The organism is Vicinamibacteria bacterium (genome assembly GCA_035620555.1).
In the GTDB taxonomy this organism is placed as follows: domain Bacteria; phylum Acidobacteriota; class Vicinamibacteria; order Marinacidobacterales; family SMYC01; genus DASPGQ01.
Map to the genome: position 1 here is coordinate 1 of DASPGQ010000311.1, position 14,335 is coordinate 14,335.

The window sequence follows — 14,335 nt, forward strand, 5'->3', positions numbered from 1 at the left end:
TCGACGTAGATCGGAGTCGATCGGAAGAGGAAGTCGACCGTCGGGCCGAAGTTGTCTCCTCTCCATAGCCAGGCCTGTTCGAGATCTTCGAAGTTGCGCGCGTCGATCTGATCCAGCGGTGAATAGCGAGTGTGCCCGGCGTCCCCACCGATGTACCGCCACTCGCCAAACGAGCTACGGCGCTCCTGCGCGGTCGCGGCTGCGCCCGCGGCCAGCACGAGCACGACGCACATAAGGATCGTGCCACGCTCCGGTGCACCATCCGCACTCGTCATCACCATGAGCTCCTCCTGACGAAAAACGTTCGCGAAGATACCACGGCGGTCTGGTCGCTCGCCTCTCGAGCGTCCCAATTCCGTCGGTGTGGCTGGGTTCCGTACGGATACAGCTCGGCCAGGTTCACGTTCTCGTATGGTAGAGCATCCAGAAATGTGGTCCCGACGAAGGGCTCGGGAGCTTCGACGATCAGGATCAGCTTTGCAAAACCTGTCTCGTCGAAGCCTCTGCGGAATTGTGCGCGCGACTTCAATCACCCCCCGGGGCAGATGGTACAGGTCTCGTGCTGGAACTTCGCCACCGCGATTCGGATCTTCGGCTGTTCCTGAGCGATGCGGTCGCAAGCGGTTAGGAACGTCACCGGGATCGCGGTGGCACCGGTCACTCTCTTGAGTGTCGCGGGGCTCATCGGAATATCCTCCCGTCGCGAAAGAATCGTCGTGAAGGCGGGTTCTACCAGCTCGACCACGCGGGCGAGGGATCGGCGATCTCATCGCTACCCGGTCGGAACACGGTATAGACTCTTCAAAATGACTATGCGACTCACCAAAATCATCCAGACGATTGGCCTCACATTCATCGGCGTGCTTGCCGAACGCGCGCAAGTAGCTCACGCGCAGTCCTGGAAACCACCGCCCGGCGAGGAGCGCTGCCCCACCAAGTGGGGGGCCGGAGACGAGCGGGGCGCGGCGAATCATATGGGTCCCGAAACCGTACTCCGAGCGGCTCGATTGATCCGCACCGGGGAAGTCATCGAGCTGGGGCATGTCCTCTCCGAGTCGGTACCGCTGGGCGACAGGACCTTCGGCCTTTACATGAAGCCAACGCGGATGAATCCCCAGAGCAACCGCCGAGGCTCGAACGAGGAGCTGATCGTGGCCGAGATGGGCCAGGTGGGAACACAGTTCGACGGCTTCGCCCATCAGACCATCGGAGAAGACCTCTACAACTGCCATGGGCTCCACGAGGTGATGACCCGGACAGGCTTCACACGCCTCGGCATCGAGAACGTCGGTACCCTCATGACGCGTGGCGTGCTCATCGACGTCGCCGCGCTCAAAAACGTTGAAATCCTTCCCGACCGTTACGAGATCACGGCCGAGGATCTGGAGCAGGCTCTGGAGCGCCAGGACGTGACGATTCAGGCGGGCGACGCCGTGCTGATTCATACGGGCTGGGGCACGCTCTACGAGAGCGAGCCCGAGCGTTTCTCCGCCGGCGGACCCGGCATCGGAATCGCGGCCGCCGAATGGCTCGTCGAACGAGACCCGATGCTCGTCGGTGCCGACAACGCCCCGGTCGAGGTCTCACCGAATCCCGACCCCGCGGTTTCGCTTCCGGTTCATCAGATCATGCTCGTCGTCAACGGGATCCATCTGGTTGAGCGAATGAAGCTCGATGAGCTGCGGTCGAGACAGGTCTACGAGTTCGCCTTCGTCGTACAACCTCTCAAGCTTCGAGGAGCCACCGGTTCGACCGTCGCCCCCGTGGCAATTCGCTGATCGAGAGCTCCACTCTCCACCAATTCACTCGAGCCAGCGAGCGCGGAGGACTCGCTCGATCTCCGGGACCGCCAGTTGGAAGTTATGGCCGGCCGCTCGGGTTACAAGTTCCCTAGCCGCCCGTGGACGACGACGAAATCAGCCAACCTCAACGGTTAGCGAGGGGAGGGAGTGGAATCAAATCCAAGTATCAAAGGCGACAGCATCCGCACGGCGGAGACTCAATACCCGGTTTCCGGTGGCATTTTAACTTAGCGCTAAGTATAATACTGATATGAATATATCCCAGATGGCCAGGACACTCGGGAGCAGAGGCGGACGAGCTCGCGGCAGGCGATTGTCCGCCGCGGAGAAAGAGCGCATCGCCGCGCTGGGAGGCAAGGCTCGGGCATTCTCGATCCAGGCCGCCCGCCGCATCGCGGACAATTTCCGCTATGTCGCCGTGCTTGACGCCCTTCGACCGCCCCCCTCCGTCAGACGCCTAAAGGCGTTCGCGGGTCCGCTGCCAGGAATATATTCTGCCCGATCCCGAGATGCCCGACACCACGGATCATCTGCAAGCGGTCCATGAAATTGTCGAGGGGCTCCACGCCCTCGGGCTCGCGCCGGTGCTGGTGGGAGGGATGGCCCTGGTGGTGCTGGGGTCTCGAAGAGTCACTCGTGATTTCGATTTCGTGATCGCTCGTCCGGGCGACCGCCTCGATCGTACCGTTCACCTATTCTACGACCATGGTTTAGAGCTCGTCTCGCGTCTCAACGAAACGGGAGACGTGATCTCGACAATCGCCAACCGAAAGGTGGCGGCCATCCGGCTTCGTCTCGATGCGCCGAAGAGCGCGTATTTCTTCAACGAGGAGACCGGCCTTCGGGTCGACCTTCTGTTCGACTTCCCCATTCTCGCCCAGGAGCTCGCTCAGCATGGGACACGAATAAAGATCCGCTCTCACACTTTTATCATCGCCTCCGAGGAGGATCTCCTGCGTCTCAAGAAGATCGCCCATGCAGCGCGTTCGGCGCCGGGCGACGCCGAAGACATCGCTTTTCTCGAGTCACGCCGCAAACCCTCCACATCGACGTCTGGGCGCAAAAGTCGCTTTCGACGACCCAAGTGAAATTCGCCGGCTCTGGTCGCAACTTATCCCTACGTGGGCCACAGGCACGCGAAATGTAAACCTGGCTGCTCGACCGACCGCACGCCGAGTGGCCTCCCGCCGAAGCGCGGCGTGCCCACCGTCTGAAGCAAGCGAGGTCGAATCCGCAGCAGCGCCCACGGCTTGCGCAGACGCATGGAGCAGGCTCTGGAGCGCCAGGATGTGGTCGGGAACGTGTGGGCGGATAGATGGCACTGAAACGTGGCTCATTATCTGGTATTCTAGTCACCATGAAGTCGACCATCGACAAAGGCGGTCGACTCGTGATCCCGAAGGCGGTTCGGATGGCGGCCGGACTGGAGCCTGGAACGGAGGTCGAGTTTCGAGTCGTGGATGGACGAGTGGAGATCGTCCCGTCACCGCTCGAAGTGCGGCTCGAACGGCGCGGTCGGTTTCTGGTGGCCGTGCCGCAGGAGCCGGTTCCGACTGTTACCTCAGCGGCGGTCGAAGAAGGCATCCAGGATCTGCGTGAGGGCCGCTTGGACGACGAGCGAGACTAATGCCTCGCTATGTGTGCGACACCAACTGCCTGATTGCAACGGTTAGCCCGTGGCATGAGCATCACGAGCGCACGCGTTCCGAGCTCGAAAGGCGCGCCGACGCCGGCGAGGAGCTGCGACTCGCCGCTCACTCCATCGTCGAAGCCTTTGCGGTTGTAACGCGACTTCCGTCTCGTCACCGCCTGAAGCCCTCCGACGCCCTTTCGTTACTCGAGTCCAATTGGGGGCAGACGACGCTCGTTTATTTGACGGGTCGTGAGGTCTGGAACGCGCTTCGCCGAGCCCGGACTAGTGGGGTCGTCGGTGGAAGAACGTATGACCTGCTCTTGGCGATGGCCGCGTTGAAAGCGAACGCGTCGACGATCCTGACGTGGAACGTCAGACACTTCGAACTGTTCAAGGATGACATCGACGTGATCACGCCAAAGTAGTGATCATCGTTCCGGGCGTGTGGCGATCAAAGTCCTGCCTGACGAGCTCGTGGCCGACCGGGAGCGGCGTCTCGCTTCGATGGGCGCACGGGCGCGTCGTAACCTTTGTGATAATCGACGGTTTTCACGGTGTCGGCACCCTCATCTGTCCACCGAAAGCAGACGCGATACTGATCGTTGATGCGAACGCTGAACTGCCCTTTGCGTTTCCCAGAGCACGCCTCGAGTAACACGCATATCATGCTATTCGCGAATGAGGCAGGCAATTCCCCGAGCTTATCCGCATCTATCATCTCTTTGGGGATCCCGCTCTCCGGATTCGATGAGACCTGAGGCCTCGGTGTACGCCGAATAGGCAGGGAGTCCGCTGGTCCGGACGCCATGGGGCGTGATAGAAGGCGCCCCATGATGCGCGAGGATGTGAACGAAAACCGCCGCCAGCTCCTGAAATGGCTCGCCGGAAGCCCGACTCTCGCCTGCGTAGGTCTTCCGCTCTTCTCCGCTCCTCAAACGGTGCGCCGCTACGCCGGGAAGGGCGACGGACTCATCGCGTCTCCCGAGGACGCCATCAACGTGTTCGACTTCGAGCGGATTGCCGAAAGCGTTCTTCCGCCGGCCCACTGGGGCTATATGGCGACGGGCACCGACAACGACGCGACGATCCAGGCGAACCGCGACGGTTTCCTGAAGTGGCGGCTCCGGCCACGTCGGCTCGTCGACGTCAGCAAGATCGACATGTCGGTCGACGTCCTCGGGAAGCGCTGGCCGACGCCGATCGTCATCGCGCCCACGTCGAGTAACCTTGCTTTTCATCCGGACGGCGAGATCGCCGTCGCGCTCGCCGCGAAGGCGAAGAAGCACCTCCAGGTGCTCTCGAACGTCGCATCGACGTCCATCGAGGACGTCAACGCGGCTCGAGGTGAGCCCGTCTGGTTCCAGCTCTATCCCATCGCGAGCTGGGACGTCACCAAGTCCGTCGTCTCGCGCGCCGAGAAGGCCGGCTGTCCAGCGATCGTCCTCACCGTGGATCTCTTCGGGGGCAGCAATCGGGAGACGTTGAAGCGCTTCGCCATGAAGGACACGCGGGACTGCACGGCCTGCCACAGCGACGAGAGACAACACACTCCGAACTACGACGGGCTCGAACGTCCGGCGAACGACACTTACCAGACCACGCTCACGTGGGACTTCGCGCGCCGGCTCCGCGATTCCACGTCGATGAAGGTCCTCATCAAGGGAATCGTCACCCCCGAGGACGCCGCTCTCGCGGCCGAGAACGGGATCGACGGAATCATCGTTTCGAACCACGGTGGGCGCGCCGAGGCGAGTCGCCGGGCGACCATCGAATGCCTTCCGGAGGTCCTGGACGCCGTCTCGGGCCGCATTCCCGTCCTCATCGACAGTGGCTTCCGCCGGGGCACGGACTTCTTCACCGCGCTCGCGCTCGGCGCGACGGCCGTCTGCATCGGGCGGCCGTACCTGTGGGGTCTCGCTTCATTCGGCCAGGCCGGAGTCGAAGCGGTGCTCGACATTCTGCGCGAGGAGCTCCAGCTCGTGATGATGCAGTCGGGAACGAGGTCGATCCCCGAGATCACACCCAAGAACATCGTCGCCGTGGTGTGAGAACGAGCACGCTCCGATGCTCTGTCGAACGCTCATCGTTACCGGATCGAATCGAAAATCGGCGAGGCCGGGCGCCCTACTTCTTCGCTTTCTTCGTTGGCGAACGCCTGCGCGGCTTCACGCTCTCGGCCGCCGGCCACTCATCGCCGGAGAGGGGGGTACGAGCCGGAACCTTGTCCAACACGCGCTCGAACGCCGCTCGAGAACCACGTCCGGCGCGCTCGGCGAGGTAGTCGAGCGTAAGCAAGGCAGACATCTTCTCCGCCACCGCGATGGCGATGAACTGGTTGATCGATATGTCTTCTCGCGCCGCCAATTCCCGGATCTTTTCGTGAAGGGAGTCAGGTAGCCGAAGGCTGAGCGTGCTCATGATCGTACTCCTATCCGTCGAAGGTACTCTGCCGGAGATATCGCCGCCACGCCAAAAGTCTCTGCGCCGCCGAAGTCGTCCACGTTGTGGGTAACGATGAAACGGGAGCCAGCAGCGACCGCGAGCTCCAGGACCAACTCGTCCCGAGGATCCCGAAGAGTTGGACGCCACAAGAAATGAATCATCTGGTGGTGCCCTACGGCACATAGATAGTCGAGTATCGCGTCAATCTCATCCATCGCTAAACTCAACTGTCTCGCGGCGCGCTTCAAGACCATCTCGTACTCCAGCACCAGGGGCACCGAGAGAGCCGGCCGAATCCGCCCTTTCGCTATCAACTCTAGCATCCGGAACGACGCCCCTTCTCGGGACCAAAGCCCGGCGAACAAGACGTTGGTGTCGACCACGACCGGGGCCGGCATAGCCTATGGTACTACAGGCGATACCACTCGAGAAACCCGCCCCGGGCAGGGTAAAGGACGAGCGAGAGGACCTCACCGCGGGGTGACGGCGGCTTCGACATGGAGCCCACGATTCTATCAGCTCGCGGCGCGAATCGACTCGGTCGTAACGCCGAGTGAGACGACGTACATCTTCCAGCAGTGGTCCCGATCGCCCGGAGCTCCCTTTCGGGATACCATGAAGCGAGGTCGGATCATGAGTACGACTCCACAGAAATCTATCGACGCGCTAGCACGAATCCGCAGCCTGCTCGAACAGGAGCGTGTTTCTGAAACAAGAAGTGCGCTCGACGAGGCGCTCGTCAAGCAACCGAAGGACGTGACCCTCCAGCGATTAGGTACCTTGCTCGCGCCACCGAAGATCCGCCGAAGTAAGACCCTCGATACCGACCGGATGAAGGACTTCCAGTGGCTCGCTGAGAACGGAGCCCAGCATCGTGGCTCATGGGTGGCGATTCACGAGGGTGAGCTCGTCGCTGAAGCCGGCTCCCTCGACGAGCTACTGGAACGTGTGGGGGCTCTCGACCTTACCGGCGCCCCACTCATCCATCTCGTCGCTTAGCGGATGCTGCGCGATGTCGAGGGCAACTCCTTCGCAACCGGCTGCGCCGTTTTCACCGATACAGATCTAAGGGAGATGTCTCCAAAGATCTATGATCGTATCCGTCCTGGCAACTTGGTAACGCCGATTCTGGCGCAGCTCGAAACGGGAGCTGCCTGGTCGGTTCTCAACGCGGAAATCGCACGACGTATCGGCGTGCTCGATTCCCAAGGTGAGTCACTTACGCTATCCACACGAACCGGTAAGATAGACGGGACGCTGGTGAAGGCTCCGATTTCCCTCGTGGCGGACGTGGGAGAATCGCTCGACCTCGATGCTACTTTCTTCATTTCAGCGGACTGGAGACACGGGACATTTCTCGAATACTCCGGGTTACTGGAATGGATCCGTTTGCTATCGATCCTTACAGGAACCTGTTCTACTTCGGATTCAACGACGGTTCCTAGGTGAGCTACGGTCGAGACAAGCATACGAGTTTCGCTTTCGTCGTACAACCTCTCAAGCTTCGAGGAGCCACCGGTTCGACCGTCGCGCCCGTGGCAATTCGCTGATCGAGAGTCTCATTCGCCGCCAACTCATTCGAGCCAGCGGGCACGGATGACCCGCTCGATCTCCGGAACCGCCAGCTGGAAGTTGCGGCCGGCTCGCCGAGGGGGAACGAACCATTTCCACAGAAACGCTCCGATGACCGCGGGCTCGGCTTCGATCTCGTCGAGCGCGATGCGCATCGAAAGCTCCTGCACCGAACGCGCTCCCTCGTCATCGACCCGATCATCCCACGGGCGCACGGGCGCGTCGTAAGACTGGTTGTACCCGAGCTCGGTGAAGGCGATGAGTTTCCCCTGCTCGGCGGAATAGGCCGAGAGCTCGGCCATCCACCGCTTCCACCCGTGCCGGATGGCTTCCTCGCTTCGATCGGATCCCTCGGTGAGCGGGAAATAGGCCTGGATACCGATGACGTCGAGTGCATCCCAAAAGGTGACCTCGCGGAAATCGTCCCAGTTGGCGGCGTACGTCAGGGGCACGGACGTCGTCACCCGAAGCTTGCCGATGAGCGAACGCCACCGCTCGTCGTGCTCCAGAGTTCCCCGAAGCTCCGTGCCCACGACGAAGGCGTCGGCGTCTTGCGACCAGCTCGCCACCGAGAGGATGAAGCGCTCGTAATCGTTCCAGAAGCGCGCCCAATCGTCCACGCTTTCGAAACGGATCTCTCCTCTCCACCGGAACGGCGACCGCCAGTAGGCCAGGTGCGGCTTGATCAGAATGCGCAGACCCAGCTTTTTGGCCTCACGGATGGGACGCAGGATGTGCTCGGGCGGCCTATTCTCTTCGTCTCGATAACGAACCGACCCGTCGGCGCCGATCCTCGCGTAGGGGTGAATCGCCACCCAGTTGGCGCCGAGCGCCTTGATCTCCTCGAGAGCGACGACAATGGCATCCGAAGCCCACTCCGAGCCTCCCCGGTGCGTCGAGATGGTGATGCCCCGGACCGGAGTTCGAAGCTCCGGCGCTCCCGCGACCACCACCCAGACAAGAAGCGCCGTGCCACTCACGCGGAGGGACTCCGGGACTCGTCCAGGATTCTTCGCAGCGTATCCAGGCTCACTTTCTTTCCGGTCAAGACGAGCACGACGGTTTTTCCCCGGAGCGCGGAAGCACATTTCAAGAATGCCGCCACCGACAGCGCCGCCGATCCCTCTACCAGAATCGAATGCTTCTCCAGGAGGAGTCTCATCGCGGACGCGATCTCGTCCTCGCTCAGAAGAATCCACTCGTCGACGACGCTTCGGCAGATGGGAAACGTGATCGTGCCCGGGTCCAGACCGCCCGCGGTCCCGTCGGCGAGCGTCGGCTCGGAGGGGAGATCGAGAAGCCTGCCGGCGCGCACCGACTCGTACATGACCCGCGATCTCTCTGGCTGACAGCCGTATATCCGCACCGAGGGGCGGCGCGCCTTCAAGTACCCGGCGATTCCGGCAACCAGGCCCCCGCCTCCCACGGGAACGAAGACCCCGTCGAAAGCCTCGAGCTGCCGTTCCAGCTCGACCGCGACGGTTCCCTGGCCCCCGATGATTTGGGGATCGTTATAGGGGGAAACGTAAACGAGGTTTTCGCGGGTGGCGGCTCGTTGAGCTTCGAGCTCGCCCTCGACCGAATCCGGCCCCACGAAACGAAGCTCCATGCCGTAAGCTTCGAGGTACTCCAGCTTGGTTTTCGACACCGTACTCGGTAAATAGATGACGCCTCGGGCGCCGAGGCGATCGAGTCCGAACGCAACCGCCGCGGCATGGTTTCCCGAGGATGCCGTCACGATTCCGCGTTCGCGCTCCGTTTTCGACAGGGCAAGGAGCTTGTTCATCGCGCCTCGAAGCTTGAACGAGCCGGAGAGCTGAACGATTTCGAGCTTGAGGTGAGCTTCGGCACCCGTTGCCGAGTCAAGCCAGGGCGCCCGATCGAGCGGCGTTTCGCGGACGTGGGGGCGAATGCGACTTTCCGCATCCACGACTTCGTGGGCAATCTCTTCGACGTTCATGAGTCCTCGTCATTCTAGCGGTGTACAATGAGCCGGACCATCGGATGAGGAGGAGTTTTACCGTGACGAACGCCGTTTTCAACGTCCCCGAGCCCAGAAACGAGCCGGTTCTCAGCTATGCACCCGGATCGACGGAACGTGAATCGCTCCGGGCCGTCCTCGACGACATGCTGGGGAAGGAAGTCGAAATCCCCATCATCGTGGGAGGAAAACAGATTCGCACCGGGGACATGGGTGAGTGTCGCTGCCCTCACGATCACCGACATGTGCTCGGACGCTACCACAAGGCGACGCCTCAAATCGTCTCCGAGGCGGAACGGGCGGCGGCCGAGGCCTGGAGGGAGTGGTCGGTGATGGACTGGCGGGCCCGGGCCAGCGTTTTTCTCAAGTTGGCCGAGCTTCTGGCGGGCAAGTACCGTGCGATCCTGAACGCGTCGACGATGCTGGGGCAGTCCAAGACCCCGCACCAGGCCGAGATCGACGCCGCCTGTGAGCTCATCGATTTCTACCGCTTCAATACGTATTACATGCAACAGATCTACGAGGGCCAGCCGGCATCGGCACCGGGAATGTGGAATTACGTGGAGTACCGGGCGCTCGAGGGGTTCATATTCGCCGTCACCCCCTTCAACTTCACCTCGATCGGAGGAAACCTGCCCACGAGTCCGGCGCTCATGGGGAATACGGTCCTCTGGAAGCCCGCGTCGAGCGCCATCTACTCCGCATATTACTTGACCGAGCTCTTTCGCGAAGCCGGGCTCCCGGACGGCGTCATCAATTTCATTCCTGGCTCGGGGGGCAAGGTGGGCGGACCGGTCATGGAGCTCGATACGATGGCCGGCATCCACTTCACCGGCTCGACCGAGGTCTTCCAGAACATGTGGGCCACGGTGGGGAACAACATCAAGAAGTACAAGGTCTATCCCCGCATCGTGGGGGAGACGGGTGGGAAGAACTACATCTTCGTTCATCCTTCCGCGAATCTCGATGCCGTGGTCGCCAACGCGATTCGAGGGGCTTACGAGTATCAAGGCCAGAAATGCTCCGCGGCGTCGCGGGTATACATTCCCAAGAGCCTCTGGCCAGGATTCAAAGAGCGTTTCGTCGCCGAGGTCGAGACGATCAAGATGGGAGACGTCACCGACTTCACGAATTTCATGGGCGCGGTCATCGACGAAGAGGCGTTCAAGAGCATCACGGCTTACATCGACTACGCCAAAGACTCTTCCGAAGCCGAGATCGTGACCGGAGGCGAGTATGACGATTCGAAGGGCTACTTCATCGAGCCAACCGCCGTTCTGACGGACAATCCCAAGTTCAAGCTCATGGAGGAAGAGATCTTCGGTCCGGTCCTGACCCTGTACGTCTATCCCGACGGCGAGTACGAGGAGACTCTCACGGTTTGCAACGAAACGTCGCCTTACGGTCTCACCGGGGCCATCTTCGCCGACGACCGCAACGCGATCGAAAAGGCCTACACCGCCCTTCGCCAGACCGCGGGAAACTTCTACATCAACGACAAGCCAACCGGCGCCGTCGTGGGGCAGCAGCCGTTCGGAGGAAGCCGCGCCTCGGGCACGAACGACAAGGCGGGATCGGCCGGGAATCTCGTACGCTGGACGAGCATCCGTACCGTCAAGGAGACCTTCGTGCCGCCGACCGATTACCGCTACGCGTACATGCAGGCCGAAGAAGGAGCGCGAGTGGTTCCAGTGCGCAAGAAGGCCGTATAGCGAACCGGGAGACGCATAACGGCAAACGTCAAGGCAGCCAAGTCTCGTGAACTCGAACCCAGCGTACGCCGTTCGGAGCTTCGCTGGCACGCGTGAACACGGCGGTGCTGATCCGCCCGCGCGTCCGACCCTCGCTCTCCTGCCATTCCTCGTAGCTCACGAGCTGCACTCCCTCGGCAAGCGGGCGGCTCGAATAGTTCTCGATCCAGATGCGGAGCCCGCTCCGAGCTCCGTGAGCCTCCTCGACCCGGTCCAGAATCTGTTCGCGAGTGCTGACGCCTCCCTCGGGCGAGACGATCTGGAAACCCTCGGCGACCACCGCGGAGAAACGCGCCAGGTTCTCGGGCGTGTTCTCCAGCTCGCCGGTGAACCAATCCTGAAAGAACTGATGCAGCTCGAGGACTTCCTTGCGGCATCGCTCGTCCAGATCCGCGGGCTGGGAAGCGAATGTCATGCTCGACCCATATCCTGCGATCCCCGCCAGGATGCAGGAGAATGCGGCCCTTGACCACCAGCGAAACAGATTACGATCGCGCATGCGCGAAGATACGAAACCGCGCAGAGTCTCGTCAATCCCGCGACTAAGTCGACGGGCGGCGGCGGAACGATCGCAGCTCTTGTATGTGAAAGCCCGAGCTATCGAGATTGTTGCTGAGGCGTCGGATCAGCTGGCGATGCCGCACCGAGCGCGATTTCCTCACCCAGTATCCGAGCGCGACGGTAAAAACCGCCAGCAGAACGATGATGACGACTCCTACTGCCTGGGGATAGTCCGTTATGAACTGGAACACATGCTCCATCAGCGCCGTGATTTGAACCATTGATATTTCTCCCGCCCTCGATGAATCCCGACCGGCACCTCAGGAAACGCAAACGCGACGTCAATTGCTATTTAGCAACTACCGTGCCATTCTCGTCTGGAACACAAGAGCCTTGTTTTCCACACGTTACGTTCAGCCAGGGACGGAAGCGCGATAAGCCTTTGAAAAATAACATCTAATATCCATTACGAATCAACGATTTGCGTCGCGCGCCCGCGAGCTTCGGATGCACTCCGGACGACCCTTCGCGACTCGATGGGAAGTCTCGACTACGTCACGAGCATGCGCTTCTGAAACTCGGGGCGGCGAAATACCTCGGTCTCGAGAACCTCTTTCAGGATCTCGACCGCATCGAATATATCGACATAGCGCAAATAGAAGGGGGTCAATCCGAAACGAAGGATGTCCGGCGCGCGGAAGTCGCCGATGACACCGCGAGCGATCAGGGCTTGTACGATCGAATAGCCCGCCTCGTGCCTGAGCGAGACCTGACTTCCTCGCTGCGAAGAATCGAGAGGGCAGGCGGTCCCGAGCCCGAGGCCGGAAAGACCTGCGTCGACGAGCTCTAGAAGCGCGTCTCCCAGACGGCGCGATTTGCTACGAACTTCGACCAGGTCCGCTCGCGTCAGCATCTCGACTCCGACTTCGAGAGCGGCCATGCCCAGGATCGTTGGGGTACCACACAAGTACCTCTCGATCCCGGATGCCGGTCGATAGTCGACGTCGAACGAGAACGGGGTTTCGTGTCCCATCCACCCGCTCAGCGCATTGCGCGACGCCTCTTGATGGCGGCGGGCAACGAACAGAAAAGCCGGTGCCCCGGGACCACCGTTGAGATATTTGTACCCACAGCCCACGGCGAAGTCGATGCCGTCGTCGCCGAGGTGAATCGGGAATGCGCCGGCACTGTGACTCAAATCCCAGATGGTAAGGACACCTTTCTCGTGAGCGCGGGCCGTCAGATCGCGCATGTCGTGCATGGCTCCGGTGCGAAAGTCCACCTGAGTCAGAACCAGAGCCGCGACATCATCGTCGATCGCATCGGGAAGCTCCGAACGATCCACGACGCGCAGCTCACGTACTGTTTCGCTGAAATCGAGGATCCCCTGAAGGATGTAGAGATCGGTGGGAAAGTTCTGGCGCTCCGAGACGATGGCCGGACGGTCGCGATTCAGGCGGCAGGCTGCGGTTACGAGCTTGAACAGGTTGATCGACGTAGAGTCCGCGGCCACGACTTCGCCCGGCTCGGCGCCGACGAGCTTCGCGATGAGATCTCCGACTCTTCTGGGATAGTGGATCCATCCATGCGAGTTCCAGCTTCTGACGAGTCCTTCACCCCATTCGGCGTCGATCAACTCTCGCAACCGTATCGGGGTTCTTGCGGGGAGCGCCCCGAGAGAGTTTCCGTCGAGATAGATGACACCCTCGGGCAGCTCGAACTCGTCACGAAACGATCGTAGAGAGTCGTCTCGATCCCAGAGCTCGAACTCGCTGCGGTCGAGCGTCATGTGGAGGTTCGGACCGACCACAACTCGGGGAAGAACTTCAGGGCAAGGGCCTTTTGAAGGTACGACACGCCGCCGGTACCGCCGGTGCCCCGCTTGTAACCGATGATTCGCTCTACGGTTTTCATGTGGCTGAAGCGCCACTGCTGAAATTTCTGCTCGAGGTCTACGAGCTTCTCGGCGAGCTCGTAGAGGTCCCAGTAGCGTTGCGTGTCACGGTAGACCTCGAGCCAGGCCGCTTCGACTTTCGCATGGGGCTCGTAGGGTTCCGCCCAATCTCGTTCCACATGGCCGTCGGGGATGTCGAAGCCCCTCCGTTTCAGCATGCGAACCGTCTCGTCGTAGAGGCTCGGCCGGGTCAGGACTTCCCGGAGGTCGCGGTATATCTTCTCGTCGGAACGATGCACCTCGATCATCTCCCGGTTCTTGTTGCCGAGAATGAACTCGAGAGTTCGGTACTGGTAAGACTGAAAGCCGGACGCCCTTTCGAGATGGCCACGAAACGAGCTGTAATCCGAAGGCGTCATCGTCGAGAGGACGTCCCAGGACATGATGAGCTGGCCCTGGATGCGGGCCACTCGCGACAGCATCTTGAACGCCGGGTCGAGAACATCGGTCTGGATCTGCTTCACCACCGCCGTTAGCTCGTGGATGGAGAGCTTCATCCAGAGCTCGGAGACTTGATGAATGACGATGAAGAGCATCTCGTCATGGGAAGTCGAGAGAGGTGTCTGGGCGCTCAGGAGACGCTCGAGTGCGAGGTAGCTCCCGTAGCTGAGGCCGCCCTCGAGGTCCCAGTGAATCTGCTCGCCCCTGAGGTCGACGGCGCCGGTCTTCTGACGGTCCACCGGTTTCATTTCCTCGATG

19 protein-coding genes and 1 pseudogene are annotated in these 14,335 nt (G+C 61.2%); 8 read left to right on the plus strand and 12 right to left on the minus strand.

From position 1 onward, the window contains the following. From VEK15_12605 to VEK15_12615, 3 genes and pseudogenes are all read right to left on the minus strand, one after another. Positions 1 to 281: hypothetical protein (locus VEK15_12605; protein ID HXV61530.1), on the minus strand; the 281-nt coding region annotated here is incomplete at its 3' end. Positions 282 to 373: 92 nt separating this feature from the next. Next, positions 374 to 529 (minus strand): annotated as a pseudogene (locus tag VEK15_12610) (microcystinase MlrC family protease). Continuing rightward, the gene (locus tag VEK15_12615) at positions 530 to 685 is read right to left on the minus strand and encodes a hypothetical protein (protein ID HXV61531.1); all 156 of its coding nucleotides are present in this window, start codon (positions 683 to 685) and stop codon (positions 530 to 532) included. It lies immediately after the preceding pseudogene. 121 nt (positions 686 to 806) lie between these two features. On the opposite strand from VEK15_12615, the gene VEK15_12620 reads away from it, so the two are divergent. The 4 genes from VEK15_12620 (at position 807) to VEK15_12635 (ending at position 3,860) form a co-directional block, all read left to right on the plus strand. Beyond that, complete coding sequence (locus VEK15_12620; GenBank protein HXV61532.1) at positions 807 to 1,778, plus strand: cyclase family protein; 972 nt, start codon at positions 807 to 809, stop codon at positions 1,776 to 1,778. 533 nt (positions 1,779 to 2,311) lie between these two features. After that, a complete protein-coding gene (locus VEK15_12625; protein ID HXV61533.1) occupies positions 2,312 to 2,890 on the plus strand; it encodes a hypothetical protein in 579 nt (192 codons plus the stop codon). A 269-nt stretch (positions 2,891 to 3,159) separates the two neighbouring features. Then, positions 3,160 to 3,429 (plus strand): AbrB/MazE/SpoVT family DNA-binding domain-containing protein, encoded by a 270-nt coding sequence (locus tag VEK15_12630; GenBank protein ID HXV61534.1) that lies wholly within the window; start codon positions 3,160 to 3,162, stop codon positions 3,427 to 3,429. Then, positions 3,429 to 3,860 (plus strand): PIN domain-containing protein, encoded by a 432-nt coding sequence (locus VEK15_12635; protein ID HXV61535.1) that lies wholly within the window; start codon positions 3,429 to 3,431, stop codon positions 3,858 to 3,860. Before VEK15_12630 ends, VEK15_12635 begins: the two co-directional genes overlap by 1 nt. A 26-nt stretch (positions 3,861 to 3,886) precedes the next feature. Here VEK15_12635 and VEK15_12640 read toward each other — a convergent pair whose 3' ends face one another. Beyond that, positions 3,887 to 4,267: a type II toxin-antitoxin system RelE/ParE family toxin gene (locus tag VEK15_12640; GenBank protein HXV61536.1), complete on the minus strand. Its 381-nt coding sequence runs from the start codon at positions 4,265 to 4,267 to the stop codon at positions 3,887 to 3,889. On the opposite strand from VEK15_12640, the gene VEK15_12645 reads away from it, so the two are divergent. Beyond that, positions 4,266 to 5,483: an alpha-hydroxy acid oxidase gene (locus tag VEK15_12645; GenBank protein ID HXV61537.1), complete on the plus strand. Its 1,218-nt coding sequence runs from the start codon at positions 4,266 to 4,268 to the stop codon at positions 5,481 to 5,483. The two genes, VEK15_12640 and VEK15_12645, sit on opposite strands and share 2 nt — an antisense overlap. Positions 5,484 to 5,559: 76 nt before the next feature. On the opposite strand, the gene VEK15_12650 is transcribed toward VEK15_12645, so the two are convergent. Then, the gene (locus VEK15_12650; GenBank protein ID HXV61538.1) at positions 5,560 to 5,853 is read right to left on the minus strand and encodes a toxin-antitoxin system HicB family antitoxin; all 294 of its coding nucleotides are present in this window, start codon (positions 5,851 to 5,853) and stop codon (positions 5,560 to 5,562) included. Beyond that, on the minus strand, positions 5,850 to 6,275 hold the full coding sequence (locus tag VEK15_12655) for a putative toxin-antitoxin system toxin component, PIN family (protein ID HXV61539.1): 426 nt from the start codon (positions 6,273 to 6,275) through the stop codon (positions 5,850 to 5,852). The genes VEK15_12650 and VEK15_12655 overlap by 4 nt, the downstream gene beginning before the upstream one ends. A 235-nt stretch (positions 6,276 to 6,510) precedes the next feature. Between VEK15_12655 and VEK15_12660 the strand changes: the two genes are divergently transcribed. After that, complete coding sequence (locus VEK15_12660) at positions 6,511 to 6,876, plus strand: hypothetical protein (protein ID HXV61540.1); 366 nt, start codon at positions 6,511 to 6,513, stop codon at positions 6,874 to 6,876. A 3-nt stretch (positions 6,877 to 6,879) separates the two neighbouring features. Continuing rightward, positions 6,880 to 7,326, plus strand: coding sequence for a hypothetical protein (locus VEK15_12665; protein ID HXV61541.1), 447 nt, complete (start codon positions 6,880 to 6,882; stop codon positions 7,324 to 7,326). Positions 7,327 to 7,451: 125 nt separating this feature from the next. On the opposite strand, the gene VEK15_12670 is transcribed toward VEK15_12665, so the two are convergent. Continuing rightward, positions 7,452 to 8,429, minus strand: coding sequence for a hypothetical protein (locus tag VEK15_12670; GenBank protein ID HXV61542.1), 978 nt, complete (start codon positions 8,427 to 8,429; stop codon positions 7,452 to 7,454). Next, a complete protein-coding gene (locus VEK15_12675; GenBank protein ID HXV61543.1) occupies positions 8,426 to 9,409 on the minus strand; it encodes a threonine/serine dehydratase in 984 nt (327 codons plus the stop codon). Before VEK15_12675 ends, VEK15_12670 begins: the two co-directional genes overlap by 4 nt. A gap of 62 nt (positions 9,410 to 9,471) precedes the next feature. Between VEK15_12675 and pruA the strand changes: the two genes are divergently transcribed. Further along, entirely contained in the window at positions 9,472 to 11,142 is a 1,671-nt protein-coding gene (gene pruA, locus VEK15_12680; GenBank protein ID HXV61544.1) for an L-glutamate gamma-semialdehyde dehydrogenase, read from the plus strand. A gap of 28 nt (positions 11,143 to 11,170) precedes the next feature. Here the strand turns inward: pruA and VEK15_12685 are convergent, their stop codons facing one another. The 4 genes from VEK15_12685 to kynA all read right to left on the minus strand — a co-directional run bounded on the left by VEK15_12685 (position 11,171) and on the right by kynA (position 14,325). Continuing rightward, positions 11,171 to 11,596, minus strand: a complete 426-nt coding sequence (locus VEK15_12685) for a hypothetical protein (GenBank protein HXV61545.1) — start codon at positions 11,594 to 11,596, stop codon at positions 11,171 to 11,173. A 127-nt stretch (positions 11,597 to 11,723) separates the two neighbouring features. Then, positions 11,724 to 11,963: a hypothetical protein gene (locus VEK15_12690; GenBank protein HXV61546.1), complete on the minus strand. Its 240-nt coding sequence runs from the start codon at positions 11,961 to 11,963 to the stop codon at positions 11,724 to 11,726. A gap of 269 nt (positions 11,964 to 12,232) precedes the next feature. Then, positions 12,233 to 13,471, minus strand: coding sequence for a kynureninase (kynU, locus tag VEK15_12695; GenBank protein ID HXV61547.1), 1,239 nt, complete (start codon positions 13,469 to 13,471; stop codon positions 12,233 to 12,235). Then, on the minus strand, positions 13,468 to 14,325 hold the full coding sequence (kynA, locus tag VEK15_12700) for a tryptophan 2,3-dioxygenase (GenBank protein HXV61548.1): 858 nt from the start codon (positions 14,323 to 14,325) through the stop codon (positions 13,468 to 13,470). Before kynA ends, kynU begins: the two co-directional genes overlap by 4 nt. Positions 14,326 to 14,335: the final 10 nt, after the last annotated feature.

Excerpts from the sequence above, each read along its gene's own strand:
- VEK15_12620 (HXV61532.1), top strand. The coding sequence starts at position 807 with ATGACTATGCGACTCACCAAAATCATCCAGACGATTGGCCTCACATTC.
- VEK15_12650 (HXV61538.1), bottom strand. The coding sequence starts at position 5,853 with ATGAGCACGCTCAGCCTTCGGCTACCTGACTCCCTTCACGAAAAGATC.
- VEK15_12665 (HXV61541.1), top strand. The coding sequence starts at position 6,880 with ATGCTGCGCGATGTCGAGGGCAACTCCTTCGCAACCGGCTGCGCCGTT.
- VEK15_12685 (HXV61545.1), bottom strand. The coding sequence starts at position 11,596 with ATGACATTCGCTTCCCAGCCCGCGGATCTGGACGAGCGATGCCGCAAG.
- VEK15_12655 (HXV61539.1), bottom strand. The coding sequence starts at position 6,275 with ATGCCGGCCCCGGTCGTGGTCGACACCAACGTCTTGTTCGCCGGGCTT.
- kynA (HXV61548.1), bottom strand. The coding sequence starts at position 14,325 with ATGAAACCGGTGGACCGTCAGAAGACCGGCGCCGTCGACCTCAGGGGC.
- VEK15_12615 (HXV61531.1), bottom strand. The coding sequence starts at position 685 with ATGAGCCCCGCGACACTCAAGAGAGTGACCGGTGCCACCGCGATCCCG.
- VEK15_12630 (HXV61534.1), top strand. The coding sequence starts at position 3,160 with ATGAAGTCGACCATCGACAAAGGCGGTCGACTCGTGATCCCGAAGGCG.
- VEK15_12625 (HXV61533.1), top strand. The coding sequence starts at position 2,312 with ATGCCCGACACCACGGATCATCTGCAAGCGGTCCATGAAATTGTCGAG.
- VEK15_12640 (HXV61536.1), bottom strand. The coding sequence starts at position 4,267 with ATGGGGCGCCTTCTATCACGCCCCATGGCGTCCGGACCAGCGGACTCC.
- kynU (HXV61547.1), bottom strand. The coding sequence starts at position 13,471 with ATGACGCTCGACCGCAGCGAGTTCGAGCTCTGGGATCGAGACGACTCT.
- VEK15_12690 (HXV61546.1), bottom strand. The coding sequence starts at position 11,963 with ATGGTTCAAATCACGGCGCTGATGGAGCATGTGTTCCAGTTCATAACG.
- VEK15_12645 (HXV61537.1), top strand. The coding sequence starts at position 4,266 with ATGATGCGCGAGGATGTGAACGAAAACCGCCGCCAGCTCCTGAAATGG.
- VEK15_12635 (HXV61535.1), top strand. The coding sequence starts at position 3,429 with ATGCCTCGCTATGTGTGCGACACCAACTGCCTGATTGCAACGGTTAGC.
- VEK15_12660 (HXV61540.1), top strand. The coding sequence starts at position 6,511 with ATGAGTACGACTCCACAGAAATCTATCGACGCGCTAGCACGAATCCGC.
- VEK15_12675 (HXV61543.1), bottom strand. The coding sequence starts at position 9,409 with ATGAACGTCGAAGAGATTGCCCACGAAGTCGTGGATGCGGAAAGTCGC.